The sequence below is a fragment of the Vibrio splendidus genome, assembly GCF_024347615.1.
Taxonomy (GTDB): Bacteria; Pseudomonadota; Gammaproteobacteria; order Enterobacterales; family Vibrionaceae; genus Vibrio; species Vibrio splendidus.
In genome coordinates, this window is record NZ_AP025509.1 from 108,217 (window position 1) to 121,786 (window position 13,570).

At 44.4% G+C, this 13,570-nt stretch carries 11 protein-coding genes; 3 read left to right on the plus strand and 8 right to left on the minus strand.

The window, feature by feature from the left end:
• Nucleotides 1-21: 21 nt before the first annotated feature.
• The 3 genes from OCU90_RS17935 to OCU90_RS17945 form a co-directional block, all read right to left on the minus strand.
• Nucleotides 22-1,443, minus strand: a complete 1,422-nt coding sequence (locus OCU90_RS17935) for a phosphohexomutase domain-containing protein (RefSeq protein ID WP_061023257.1) — start codon at nt 1,441-1,443, stop codon at nt 22-24.
• Between the two features lie 16 nt (nt 1,444-1,459).
• Entirely contained in the window at nt 1,460-2,995 is a 1,536-nt protein-coding gene (locus OCU90_RS17940) for a mannose-1-phosphate guanylyltransferase/mannose-6-phosphate isomerase (protein WP_061023259.1), read from the minus strand.
• Nucleotides 2,996-3,082: 87 nt separating this feature from the next.
• The gene (locus tag OCU90_RS17945) at nt 3,083-4,252 is read right to left on the minus strand and encodes a mechanosensitive ion channel family protein (RefSeq protein WP_061023261.1); all 1,170 of its coding nucleotides are present in this window, start codon (nt 4,250-4,252) and stop codon (nt 3,083-3,085) included.
• Nucleotides 4,253-4,436: 184 nt separating this feature from the next.
• Between OCU90_RS17945 and OCU90_RS17950 the strand changes: the two genes are divergently transcribed.
• Nucleotides 4,437-5,093 carry a potassium channel family protein gene (locus OCU90_RS17950; protein ID WP_017079662.1) on the plus strand — a complete coding sequence of 219 codons (657 nt, stop codon included), beginning with the start codon at nt 4,437-4,439 and terminating at the stop codon, nt 5,091-5,093.
• 26 nt (nt 5,094-5,119) lie between these two features.
• Entirely contained in the window at nt 5,120-6,487 is a 1,368-nt protein-coding gene (locus tag OCU90_RS17955) for a TrkH family potassium uptake protein (RefSeq protein ID WP_061023263.1), read from the plus strand.
• A gap of 106 nt (nt 6,488-6,593) precedes the next feature.
• On the opposite strand, the gene msrB is transcribed toward OCU90_RS17955, so the two are convergent.
• A complete protein-coding gene (msrB, locus tag OCU90_RS17960) occupies nt 6,594-7,736 on the minus strand; it encodes a peptide-methionine (R)-S-oxide reductase MsrB (RefSeq protein ID WP_061023266.1) in 1,143 nt (380 codons plus the stop codon).
• A 200-nt stretch (nt 7,737-7,936) separates the two neighbouring features.
• On the opposite strand from msrB, the gene OCU90_RS17965 reads away from it, so the two are divergent.
• Nucleotides 7,937-8,335 carry an OsmC family protein gene (locus OCU90_RS17965; RefSeq protein ID WP_061023269.1) on the plus strand — a complete coding sequence of 133 codons (399 nt, stop codon included), beginning with the start codon at nt 7,937-7,939 and terminating at the stop codon, nt 8,333-8,335.
• Between the two features lie 152 nt (nt 8,336-8,487).
• On the opposite strand, the gene OCU90_RS17970 is transcribed toward OCU90_RS17965, so the two are convergent.
• The 4 genes from OCU90_RS17970 to phnW form a co-directional block, all read right to left on the minus strand.
• Complete coding sequence (locus tag OCU90_RS17970; RefSeq protein ID WP_017079665.1) at nt 8,488-9,558, minus strand: OmpA family protein; 1,071 nt, start codon at nt 9,556-9,558, stop codon at nt 8,488-8,490.
• 335 nt (nt 9,559-9,893) lie between these two features.
• Nucleotides 9,894-10,712, minus strand: a complete 819-nt coding sequence (phnX, locus tag OCU90_RS17975; protein ID WP_061023271.1) for a phosphonoacetaldehyde hydrolase — start codon at nt 10,710-10,712, stop codon at nt 9,894-9,896.
• A gap of 127 nt (nt 10,713-10,839) precedes the next feature.
• Complete coding sequence (locus OCU90_RS17980; protein ID WP_061023273.1) at nt 10,840-12,261, minus strand: aspartate aminotransferase family protein; 1,422 nt, start codon at nt 12,259-12,261, stop codon at nt 10,840-10,842.
• A complete protein-coding gene (phnW, locus tag OCU90_RS17985; protein ID WP_061023275.1) occupies nt 12,261-13,364 on the minus strand; it encodes a 2-aminoethylphosphonate--pyruvate transaminase in 1,104 nt (367 codons plus the stop codon). The genes OCU90_RS17980 and phnW overlap by 1 nt, the downstream gene beginning before the upstream one ends.
• Nucleotides 13,365-13,570: the final 206 nt, after the last annotated feature.

A 13,570-nucleotide genomic window follows, 5' to 3' on the forward strand; every position in this document is an offset into this window, starting at 1 on the left:
AGCGGAAAGTGCCTTGTACTCTTAAATGAGAAAAGACAGTAACTCGTCGACTTTAAGTGACAGTAAAGTTCTATCTTGCTTGGTTTCCACGTTGAGGCGTATCAACGGCTCTGTATTGGACTTTCTTAAGTTGAAGCGCCATGTGCCCATATTCATGCTGAGCCCGTCTGTGTGATCGATCTCAACGGCATCAACTTGATAGTGCGACAACACATAAGCCATGACTTGTTCTGGGTCTGAAACCCTACGATTGATCTCTCCTGAAGAGGGAAATCTATCCATACTCGAATTGGTCAATTGGTGAAGAGATTGTTGAGTTTTCGACATCAGTTCGATAACAAGCAGCCAAGGAATCATTCCTGAATCGCAATACCCAAAATCACGGAAATAATGGTGCGCACTCATTTCACCACCGTACACAGCGTTTAATTCTCGCATCTTCTCTTTGATGAGCGCATGCCCAGCTTTGACTGCAACAGCCTTCCCACCAAGCTTATTGGCGACTTCAATCGTGTTCCATGTCATACGCATATCGTGCAACACGGTGGCGTTAGGCTCTTTTAACAAAAATGCTTCAGCGAGCAACCCGACAATATAGTAACCCTCAATATAATTGCCTTTTTCATCAAAGAAAAAGCAGCGGTCAAAATCACCATCCCACGCAATCCCTAGATCGGCCGAATGTTCTAGCACAGCATCTCGAGTCGCTATTTGGTTTTCTATAATCAATGGATTGGGAATACCATTAGGGAAGTTTTCGTCAGGAGTATGGTGAACCTTGATGAAGGTGATAGGGGCACTGAGTTCGTTAAATTTCTTCTCTAAAGCATCAATGACATGTCCTGCGACCCCGTTTCCTGAGTTAACTACAATCTTCATTGGCGAAAGCTTAGAAGGTGATATATAGGAGAGTAGATGGCCTACATAAGGGGCGAGAACACTGGTTGATCTACTAGAGTTACTTGGTTGTGCATGAACGAACGGTAAATTGCAGTTCAGCTCTTGATTAAGTTCTTCAATGCGTCGTTTGATTTCATCTAAACCACTGTTTTTACTGATGGGGCTAGCGTCTACACCGATCAATTTCATTCCGTTGTAATTGATTGGGTTATGGCTGGCTGTGATTTGTATTCCGCCAATCGCTTTTAGGTGACGAGTCGCAAAGTAGACTTCTTCAGTGCCAGTCATCCCAAGATCAATGACGCTTATCCCGGATTCGATTAAGCCTGCAGTAATGGCTTCTTGCAGTGACAAAGACGTTTCACGGTTATCTCGACCAATAACGACTGGAGGCCATGCACTTAGGGTCTTGGCATTTCCTAACAGGAGATATTCACCAAACGCCTTTCCAAGCAGATAGGTAAACGGCTCATTGATTTGGCTACCAATGATGCCGCGAATGTCGTTGTTCTTAAAGCAGCGAAGATCTAATGTTGGTTTCATTTGATTGTCGCCGCTTCTATTTCAATTTTTTGTTCTGAGACGACGAAGCTTGTTCGCTTCGAACATCTCGCCCATAGCTGTCTTGATATCGAATGATATCGTCTTCACTTAAATGGCTGCCGGTTTGAACTTCAATCATTTCAAGAGGTGTCTCGCCAGGGTTCTCTAGGCAGTGGATGTGACCTAAAGGGATGTAAGTCGATTGATCTTCTTCGACGAGATAGGTTTTCTCATCGTTGGTCACTTTCGCAGTGCCAGCTACTACTACCCAATGTTCCGCTCTATGATGATGCATCTGAAGTGAAAGCTGATGACCCGCTTTTACGGTGATACGCTTAACTTTGTCTCGCTTTCCTAAATCAATCACATCGTATTTACCCCAAGGCCTAAAGACCTCGCGATGATGTACATGCTCCGTTCGACCAGCCTGATTCAGTTGGCTAACAATCGACTTAACACCCTGAACCTTGTCTTTGTTCGCAACCAATATTGCATCTTTGGTCTCGACAATAATCAGGTTATCGACACCTACAGTAGCAACTAGCTTGTTTTCAGCATGGATGTAGTTGTGTTGAGAGTCGACGGTTAACACATCACCTTCAATGACGTTGTTATGCTCATCTTTGTCGCTTACATCCCAGATAGCAGACCATGAGCCAATATCATTCCAACCGACATCCATCGGGATCACAGCTGCGTGCGAGGTTTTCTCCATCACGGCATAATCGATGGAATCACTCGGACTGCTTTTGAATGCTTCAGCATCTATACGGATAAAGTCGAGGTCGGTGTTTTGCTTTGCAAGAGCGAGTTTACAAGCCGCTAATATCTCGGGGTGGTGTTCGGCGAGTTCTTCAAGATAGCGTGATGCCTTAAACATGAACATGCCACTGTTCCATAGGTACTGTTCTGAGCGGATGTATGCTTCTGCGGTTGCTTTATCGGGCTTTTCTACAAAGCACTCAATGTCGTAAGCATAATGGGTTGGTTGGTCTGTAGTGTTGGTTTCTAGTTGTAGGCTAGAGATAAGAGGTTGCCCTTGTTTGATGTAGCCATAGCCAGTCTCTGGAGCATTTGGGGTTATACCGAATGTCACCAGGTTGCCTTGTTTTGCGTAATCAACACCACGGTTAATCGATTGTTGGAATTCAGAGGTTTTAGCTATGTGATGGTCGGCAGCAAGCACTAATAAGATTGGGTCAGCCGCTTCTCCTTTAGTGTCATGAGACTTGGTCAAAGCTTGCAAGGCTGCAAGTGCGATGGCTGGCGCAGTATTTCTACCGACAGGTTCTAACAAAATGCCACTGTGCAGGACGTTAGCTGAGCGAATTTGTTCAGCAGCGATAAAACGATGCTCTTCATTACAGATAATGAATGGCGCATCGCAGCTGCTATCCGTTAGGTGTGCGTCGATACCTTGCAGGCGTTGAAGTGTTTGCTGAAGCATCGACTGTTCGCCAGCAATATTCAGGAATTGCTTAGGATAGAGCTCTCGAGACAGTGGCCAGAGGCGGCTTCCAGAGCCGCCAGCTAGGATGACAGGTAAAATCATAGAGTGGTAATTGTGTGCATTAGAATACTGCCATCATATTACCACGCTTCACGCTCATTATTTATCGATAACCAAGAAGGATGTTGACTATCGATGACCTTCCGTAGGGGAGTTCAACATATCTTTGGGATCGCTAACATTCTGATTATCACCTAGGCTTTGAACGCTGTTATGACCTTGAACATTAGAAAAGTCTTGAGGGTCAATCTTGAGTGTCTGTGTTGGGAACGCGATGTCTGCATTGTGTTTATGAATAATCGCCAGAACCTGTAACAGAACGTCTTGCTTCACCTTGTGGTACCTGATCCAGTTGACCGTTTTTGTGAAGGTGTAGATAAAGAAGTTCAGTGTTGATGGCCCAAATTTGTCAAAGTTAACGATCAACGTTTGTTTGGCATCAATATCTGGGTGGGTCTCGAGCATGGTTCTTACATCATCAACAATGAGCGCCAATTTGTCTGCATCTTGATAACGAAGACCAAAAGTTTCATTGATTCTACGATTCAACATTCTCGATGGGTTCTCTACCACAATACTACTGAACACCGAATTTGGAACGTACAAAGGACGCTTATCAAAAGTGCGGATAATCGTCATGCGCCAGCCAATGCGTTCGACAGTACCTTCGATTTGACGATCGGGAGAGCGTATCCAATCACCGACTTTAAAAGGGCGGTCGAAGTAAATCATCATGCCACCGAAGAAGTTCGACAGTAGATCTTTAGCGGCTAAACCGACGATTAAACCACCGACACCACCAAAGGTAAGCAAACCCGATAGGCTCAGCCCAAACGCCTGCATGATGGTTAAGCCGCCCATCACCATAAAGAACAGTCGAGCCACTTTCGCGATAGCTTGTACTGTGGTTTCGTCTCTGGTTTTCTGCTCTAAGACATACTCTTCAGAGTTACTGATCATTCGCAGCGTAAACCAAACAAACGTAGATATGATCAGTATGTGTTTGAGTGTTCTTAGCCAGTTGATTTCATTACCAAACTGGTCTTGAAGAATCAAGCCAACAGACACGGTAGCAGGCCAGCACCAAAGCAACGTACTGACAGGTGTTTTTAAGGCCTCTAGCAGTAGGTCATCCCAATGGAATTGGGTTTTTTTGACCAAGATTTCTAGGCGATTATGGACAATTCGCCAAGCGACCCAAGCGAAAAAGCTCGCAATAGTGATGAACAGGACGCTATTTGCCCAATCGCTATGGCTCTGGTTGATGTAGGTTTGTACTTGGGTTATGAATTCATTCATTGTGTGTACTGCCGCAGAAATTATGGGTTAGAAATTAGCAGAAATCACTTTTGTTCTCTACCTTTATAAATCAATCGATTAGCTGACAATTGTATCTCTATATGGATATATAGTCGTTTTTTTGTATGAAGACAATTTTGTTATTTGTTTTCGATGCTACGTAGCTTTGTAAGTGGAGTAATAAATGAGTGACAAACAATATGCAGTTATCGGCTTAGGGCGTTTTGGGTTATCTGTATGCAAAGAGCTACAAAGTTCAGGGGCGCAGGTGCTCGCTGTCGATATTGATGAAGAGCGAGTGAAAGAAGCGGCCAATTTTGTTTCACAAGCGATTGTTGCGAACTGCACGAGCGAAGAGACAGTTAAAGAATTAAGGTTGGACGATTACGACATGGTGATGGTGTCGATTGGCTCTGATGTTAACTCCAGTATTCTAACGACGCTAGTGGTAAAAGAATCAGGCGCAAAAGCCGTTTGGGTGAAGGCGAACGATAAGTTTCACGGCAAGATCCTTTCTAAGATTGGTGCCGATCATATCATCATGCCCGAGCGAGACATGGGTATTCGTGTTGCGCGTAAAATGTTGGATAGACGCGTTCTTGAGTTTATCGACCTTGGCAGCGGTTTAGCGATGACGGAAATTGTTATTGGTTCTAATTTTTTGGGTAAGAAACTTGGTGACCTTAAGCTGTGTAAAGAAAATGGTGTCGAGGTACTTGGTTTCAAGCGAGGTCCGAACCTAACTAAAGCACCTGAACTGGATGTGAGTTTAGAAATTGGGGATGTGGTGATCATCGCTGGGCCGAAAGAGACCTTATCTAGAAAGCTACGCAATTGGTAACTGGCAATCGGAAATAAGGTAACAGTATGAATTCGTTGAAACGAAAAGGTACTTTCTACACACTTAAGAGTGATAAAAAGCCACGTAAAGGCTCTGAACCTAAGATTATCCTTACGAGCTTCTTAGGCGTACTTATCCCTTCTGCAATATTGTTGACGCTACCCGTGTTCTCTGTGACAGGTCTAAGCTTTACGGATGCACTGTTTACCGCCACATCGGCGATCAGTGTGACAGGCTTAGGTGTTGTTGATACCGGTCAGCATTTCACCTTGGCAGGCAAAATCTTACTGATGTTCTTGATGCAAGTCGGCGGATTAGGGCAGATGACCCTTTCTGCGGTGCTGCTCTATATGTTTGGTGTTCGGCTCAGTTTGAAACAGCAAGCATTAGCGAAAGAAGCATTGGGACAAGATCGTAAGATTAACCTCAGGAAGTTAGTGAAGAAGATCATCATTTTTGCATTGGTGGCGGAATTTATAGGTTTCGTATTGCTCTGTTTTCGTTGGGTTCCTGAAATGGGGTGGGCAACAGGGAGCTTTTACGCGTTATTTCACGCGATTTCCGCATTCAATAACGCAGGGTTTGCGTTGTTCTCAGACAATATGGTGAGCTTTGTTGACGATCCACTGGTGATCTTTACCTTAGCAGGCTTGTTCATTTTCGGCGGATTAGGCTTTACTGTCGTGGGCGACCTATCGACTAACTGGCGGAAAGGCTTCCAACATCTGCACTTACACACCAAGATTATGCTAACGGCGACACCGACGTTATTGGCGGTGGGTACGGTGATGTTTTGGTTATTGGAGAGAAATAACTCAGCGACGATGGAGGGCTTGTCGACACAAGGGCAGTGGCTGGCGGCTTTTTTCCAGTCAGCGAGTGCTCGTACTGCTGGTTTTAACAGTGTGGATTTGTCTCAATATACACAACCTGCATTGTTGGTGATGATAGTACTGATGTTGATTGGTGCTGGTTCAACTTCAACTGGTGGTGGTATTAAGGTTTCGACATTTGCGGTCGCTTTTGTAGCAACGTGGACCTTCTTACGTCAGAAAAAGCATGTAGTGATGTTTAAACGTACTGTGACCTGGCAAGCGGTAACAAAGTCATTGGCCATTATTGTGGTAAGTGGAGCACTGTTAACCACCGCAATGTTTTTGTTAATGCTTACTGAAAAGGCCGCGTTTGATCGAGTGATGTTTGAGGTAATTTCGGCCTTTGCGACGGTCGGATTGACTGCTGGGTTAACCGCAAACTTAACTGAACCGGGGAAATACATCATGATTGTGGTAATGGTGATTGGACGAATCGGACCTTTGACTTTGGCTTACATGTTAGCTCGCCCTGAGCCTTCGTTGTTGAAATACCCTGAAGATACGGTGCTAACGGGTTAATAACGTTAACAGGCTAAGTTAACCCTTCTTGTTAGTGCGTTAGAAAAACAAAGCCAGCGAATATGCTGGCTTTGTTGTCATAGGCTGTTCGTTAATTGCTGAATGCTTAGCCCTCAAACATCTCAACGTATTCCTCATAGCCTTCTTTTGCTAATTTATCCGCTGGAATAAAGCGCATTGCGGCTGAGTTCATGCAGTAGCGTAAACCTGTTGGCTTTGGACCATCTTTAAATACATGTCCTAGGTGAGAGTCACCAAATTTACTGCGAACCTCTGTTCTCGGGTAAAGCAGCTTGTAGTCAGTAGTCGTTACAACATAAGCCTCGCTGATTGGCTGTGTAAAGCTCGGCCAACCTGTTCCTGATTTGTATTTGTCTTTTGAAGAGAATAAAGGCTCACCCGTTACGATATCTACGTAAATACCTTCCTGCTTGTTGTCCCAGTACTTATTGTCAAAAGGGCGCTCTGTTGCGTCGTCTTGTGTAACATCGTATTGCAGTGAGGTTAGAGAAGCTTTGATCTCTGCATCAGACGGCTTGCTGTATGTCTTAGCATTGGCTGTCGCATTCTTACCGTCGATGATCTGACGGATCGTTTGCGGGTTTTCTTTTCTATCATCGCCGAAGACTTTATCTAGGTACTGATCACGACCAGAAGCGTAGCGGTAGTAGTTATAACGAACTTTGCTCTTCTTGTAATAATCTTGATGGTAATCTTCTGCTGGCCAGAATTTTTCAAACTTAATCAGTTCTGTTTTTAGTGGTTCACCAAAGATCTGAGCTTTGTCTATCTCCATCATGAAGTTTTGAGCGACGTCTTTCTGTTCTTGGTTATGATAGAAAATAGCAGGTCGATATTGTGGACCTCTATCTACGAAAGAGCCTTTGTCGTCGGTTGGGTCGATGTGTTGGAAGAATTGGTCAAGCACCTGTTCATAGCTGACCACATCAGGGTTATAGGTCACATTGATCACTTCGATGTGGCCAGATTTACCCGATGAAACTTGTTTGTAGGTTGGGTTTTCTAATTCACCACCAGAATACCCAGAGATAACGTCTGTCACGCCTGTCAGTTTTTCTAGATCGGATTCTGTACACCAAAAACAACCACCAGCCAGTGTCGCGATTTCAGTTTTACCTGAATTAGCCGTTTTATCCATTGTATTGGCAGTGCCAGTCTGGCTTACAAACAGCGAAATCAGTGGTAATGCAACCACGAGTGATACCAATATTTTAGATAATTTATTCATAGATACCTCATCTTGACGTTTTTCTCATTCGATTTTGAATGTACGAATAGAGACAGGTTTTAGATGGAAAAAATTACACTATTCATGAAAAAAATATCTCAAATAGAAAATCTTGCTCATAAATGCCGCCAGTAGTAGGGTGTAGGCATTGATATAAAATACCAAATAATGATGACGTTTTCGTACATCTAAGGAACAACATGCAAGCAGAAGTTAAATGGGTCGAAGGCTTTAAATTCCTAGGTCACTCTCAATCAGGCCATTCTATTGTTATGGATGGAAGCGGCGGTGCTACAGCGCCAAGCCCTATGGAGATGGTGCTCATGGCCGCTGGTGGTTGTAGCTCTGTTGATGTAGTGGACGGTTTGAAATCTGCAGGCCAGAACATCACTGGTTGTAATGCAAAACTTGAAACAACACGCCGTGAAACCGCACCAAAAATCTTTACCGTTATTAATATTCATTTTGAAGTATCGGGTGACAACCTTGATCCTGAGCTTGTTGCTAAAGTCTGTGCGGATTCATTAGAGAAATACTGTTCAGTATGTCTGATGCTAGGTGCAGGCGTAGAGATGACTCATAGTTGGGAAATCGTCTAGTCTTCTGATTGTACAGCTTGGCGGTAGGCTAATCTTTACGGCTTACGGCTTACGGCTTATCGCTTGCGGTTTATAGGCATAGCCAGATAAAGAAAAGGGCGGAGCACTTTAAAGTGCTCCGCCCTTATTATTTTAACTAAGGTAGAGTGCTGTTATTCAGCAGCTTCTACGATAACTTCTTCAACTTTGACTTCTTCTTGGTATTCAAAACCAGGGATCGTTGCGTCAACACGACGGTTTTGAGCACGACCTTCAGCTGTAGCGTTTGATGCAATTGGATTCTCTTCGCCTTCACCTGAAGCTGTAATACGGTCTGCTTCAATGCCTTGCTCTTCGATGTATGCGGCTACAGCAGCAGCACGTTTCTTAGAGATCATTAGGTTATACTCAGCTGCACCTGTTGAGTCTGTGTGACCAACAACAGCTACTGAAGACTGAGGGTGAGCTTTTAGTACTTCAACTAATGGCATTAGCGCAATTTTACCATCTGTAGATAGTTCAGTGCTGTTAGTTGCGAACATTTCTTGAGAGTAGCTCTCTGTTTGCGCTTTAGTTACAACGACAGCCATCTTCTCTTCAACGACAACTGCAGGCTCTGTGATTGGCTCAGATGGCGCTTGAGTCACTGCTACTGCAGAAGCTGTTGCAGCCGCCGCTGATGCTGTTGTGTTGCCAGTACCGAAGTTGTAGCTAACACCGACTGATAGTAGGTTCGAGTTCAGGTCTTGAACGTAGTTGTCGTCGAAATCATCAAAATATTGGTATTCAACACGAACTGCCCAATCAGAAGAAAGCTGCTTCTCTAGACCGATGCCAGCAGAAAGAACAACGTCATCTTCGCCACCGTGTGAAATGTAAGCAGGACCTGCTTTAAAGAATACGTCGAATTCTTGTTGTACTGCTAGGCGGTACATTGGAGTCAATGAGATGGCAATGATTGGGTCGCTGAATTGGCTTGTAGTACCATTTTTTGTAAAACTAGTTTTGTAGTCTCCAAGGAAATCAGAGCTTAATTCAATACCAAACTTGTCTGAGAAGTTATAGCCAGAGTAAATACCTGCGCCGATTGCATCATCATCACACTTCGTACCGTCAACACACGCACTGTCTAACCAGCCCATGCCCACTTTTGCACCCACATAAGTGGTTGCAGCGATAGATGGAGCCGAAGCCAATCCCGAAGCAGCGATGACAGCACACATGATTTTTGACAGTCTTTTCATAATCTTATCCTTGGGTTTATTTTTTATTTTTGTCTGAACCTGCTTATAAAAGATAACTTACTGGTTTACGACACTGCTAAAGTAAGTAAATCAAGGCGTTGGCTCAGGTTGAAACGATTTAGAATTCATTGACGTATTGTTAATCTGATTGCGTATTGGAGTCAATGAAATTGTTAAAAATTATATATTTAAGGTGCTATTTACTGATTTGTTTGTCAATTAAATGTTGTCTTAAATGTTGGAAAACAAAGAAACCTCGTATCACGGTTAGTTGATACGAGGTTTTAAGTTTTATTCTGACGAATTATTAGGTTACATAATTGGATTTGCTTGAATTATGGACGATCACCCTCAAGCAATCGCTTTTCGATATCTGCAATCACTCCAGGTAGGTCTGCAATGGTATCGATCAGGTAGTGCGGGTTTGATTTGTTTAGCTTAACGCTTGCTTTTTCACGTGCAGCTGTAAGTGTTGTCTCGTCTGCATCTAAATATTCTTGGTATGTTAAGCCTGCTTCGTTACCCGATAATACAAGTCCAACTGTCCACATGCCTGCGTTGTGACCTTCATCGATACCAGGTGCTGCATCATCTACTTTCACACACGCTGAAACGCTGGTTACGGCAAGGTCGATTACGTTTTTAAGTGCCATAAATGGAGCAGGGCGACCGCCTTGAGGTAGGTCATCGGTTGCTACGATGTTGTCAGGGTGGTAACCGTAATCTGCAGCCGCAGGGATTAGCACATCCATCACTTCACGTGGGTAACCTGAACAAGACCCGATCTTCACGTTCTTCTCTTTTAAGTTATTGACCACTTCTATCGCGTTTAAAATTGGAGCTGCGTGATCGGCTACTTTCGCTTTTTGAAGAGGCATGAATGCCGCGTAGATCGCGTCAACATCTTCACTTGTCATGGAGCGTCCGAATTGAGCCTTCCAACGAGCGTCAACGGCTGGAATTCGACCAACTGCTTGGATGTGGTCCCATTTGCCGATCCCCATAGGTTCACGCGCTTCTGCTAAGTCGATATCAAAGTCGAAACCTTGTCTGAATGCTTCAACAAAGATGCTGGTTGGAGCAAACGATCCAAAATCAACGATAGTGCCAGCCCAGTCAAAGATAACCGCTTGGATAGGTGATGTCGTGTTCATAATAGTGTCCTATTGTGTGTCACTTCCCGCCTGTTTAAAACTCAAAGGTTCAATCGGGAGGTTACGGGTTGTTTTAGGTTATTGGTTGCTTGAAATTATTGCTTCAAGGCACGCTTTAAAAGGAGATTCAAAGGTATTCAAAGTCATTGCAGACTTTTGCTATCGCTTTTTCGAATACAGTCAGAGCGATTTCTAGTTCGCTGCGGCTGATGATCAATGGTGGGCTTAACTGAATCACGTTACCTTGTGACACCTTAAAGCTCAGGCCATCGTTCAGGCATTGGTAAAGTACTGCTTCTGCTTCGTCGAAAGCTCTGGTCTTAGTGATATGGTCGGTGACCAATTCCACGCCCCAAAGCAGGCCGATGCCGCGAACGTCACCAATAACTGGGTATTTCTCTTTCATTTGAAGCAGCTGCTCACGCATAAATGCGCTGTCGGCTTGTACTTTTTCAAGTAGGTTTTCTTGCTCAATCACTTCCATGGTGGCGAGTGCTGCCGCGCAACCAAGTGGGCTTTTTTCATGGGTGTAGTGACCAAGGGATACTTGCGCTGCCGTGTTGTATTTGTCTTTAGTGATCATGGCTGCGATTGGAACTAAGCCGCCGCCAAAACCTTTACCGATACAAAGAATGTCAGGTTCGATATCAAAAGCTTGGTGAGTGAACCATTCGCCACTGCGACCCATACCGTTTGGAATGTCGTCGATGATCAACATGACGTTATGCTTATCACAAATCTCACGGATGCGCTTCCAGTAAGCTTTGCTTGGTACTTGCACGTCTGTGTTACGAACTGCTTCTGCAATGAAGGCACCAATGCCACCTTCTTTTTCAATCACATATTCTAGGTAATCGGCGTAGTGCACATCGCATGCAGCCTCACTTTCACCGCCTGCGTTTTGCCCACGAAGCGGGAAAGCACCACGGTAGGAAACCGCTGGTGGAATACGTTCTACGCCAGCCATTAACGGCCCCATACCCTCGCGAAAACAAGCTTCACCACCCACTGAAATTGCATCCAGTGACGCGCCGTGGAATGAATCCCATAGCGACACTACTTTGAAGTTGTTGGTGACATGTCGAGCCAGCTTGAGCGCCATACCAATAACTGAAGTACCACCGGGAGCAAACAACACGCGATTCAAATCACCACCGCAGATCTGTGTGAGTTTCTCAGCACACTGAACGGCCGTCTCATTGGTGAAGCGACGTGGTGAAAATGGCAACGACGCCATTTGCTGAGTCACTTTATTAATAATATGTGGGTGGCCATAACCAAGCTGATGAACATTGTTACCGTGAAAGTCCATGTACTTTTTGCCCGTCGCATCTTGAATGTAGATGCCTTCGGCTGCTTCAAGTGTGTCTAGGCAAGGCGTTGACATGGCTTGATGAAGAAACACGTCAGAGTCACGCTTTAACATCGCTTGAGTCGCATCATCGTTTAGTGATTCGTTCCATTTTTCGCGTGCTGGCGTGGTATTCACATCGCCTTCGCTTCGAAAGTGCGTCGCCTTTAGAATCGGCTCTTGATTGGTCGTCGTCATTATTTGATGTCCCAGTACATAGCGTTTTTCACCGCGCCAATGAGAGCTTCAATGTCTGACGGGTAAACTTCACCGATGTTACCGATTCGGAAGCAGTCTGCGTTTGAAACCTTGCCCGGATAAATCACAAATCCTTGCTCTTTCAAACGGTCATAGAATTCTTTGAATTGGTAATCGCTATGAGTTGGAGAATAGAAAGAAGTAATGATAGGTGAATGAAGGTCATCATTAAGCAGTGGTTCAAAGCCAAGGGAACGCATACCTGCAACCAATGTGGTTTGGTTGGTTTGGTAGCGACTATGACGAGCTTCGATGCCGCCTTCTTGTTCCAATTCAAGTAGAGCTTGGTAGAAAGCGCGCACTGTATGAGTCGGAGAGGTGAAGCGCCATTTACCATGGTTGCTTTCCATGCAGTGCCACTGGTCAAACAGGTCAAGGCTTAATGAGCGAGCTTGGCCTTTGCACTTCTCTAGTTCTGACTGCTTTGCAATAACAAAGCCGAACCCAGGTACACCTTGAATACACTTGTTTGCCGAGCTGATCATGTAATCGATACCTAAGTCAGCAATATCCATAGGAATTCCACCAAAGCTCGACATCGCATCTAGAATGACGGTTTTGTTGTGCTGTTTTGCCAATTTGGCAATTTCTTCAATTGGATTCAGCATACCCGTAGTGGTTTCACAGTGGACAATCGCTACGTGAGTAATGTCTGAATCCATGGCCAATGCCGTTTCCATTTCGTTCAAGTCAGGTTGTGATGTTTCACCTGGGGAAACGACATGGCATGGAATGTTTAAGTATTCTGCGATTTGAGCAATCCGAGCCCCATACGCACCGTTGTCAACAACAAGAAGCTTACCGCTTTTAGAAATAACGCTACCGATTGTTGCTTCAACTGAAGCGGTGCCGCTACCTTGCATTAGTACGCTCGTGTAACCCGTTTGCTTAGTCGCCGAAGTCACTAGCTTGCTACGAATCACTTCAACAACGTCTTTGTTGTATTCATCATCCCAAGTACACCAATCTTTTAGCATCGCTTGGCGAACGGTTTCAGAAGTAGATAGAGGACCCGGTGTCAGTAGTAGGTATTCGTTTCTCATGTTCAATTCTCGTTATCTGTGTTTTGGACTATACCAATATTTACGGTTACTTTAACAACCAATTTAAACGGTCGTAAATAGCCCAAACGTTATTTTCACAAAAGCTTCATATTCAAATTTGTCACTTGTGTTGAGAAAATTTCCGATCTTTAAATTGCCATTTTTTGTTCATTTAACCGTCATAAAAGTCGATTAGGTTAATACTC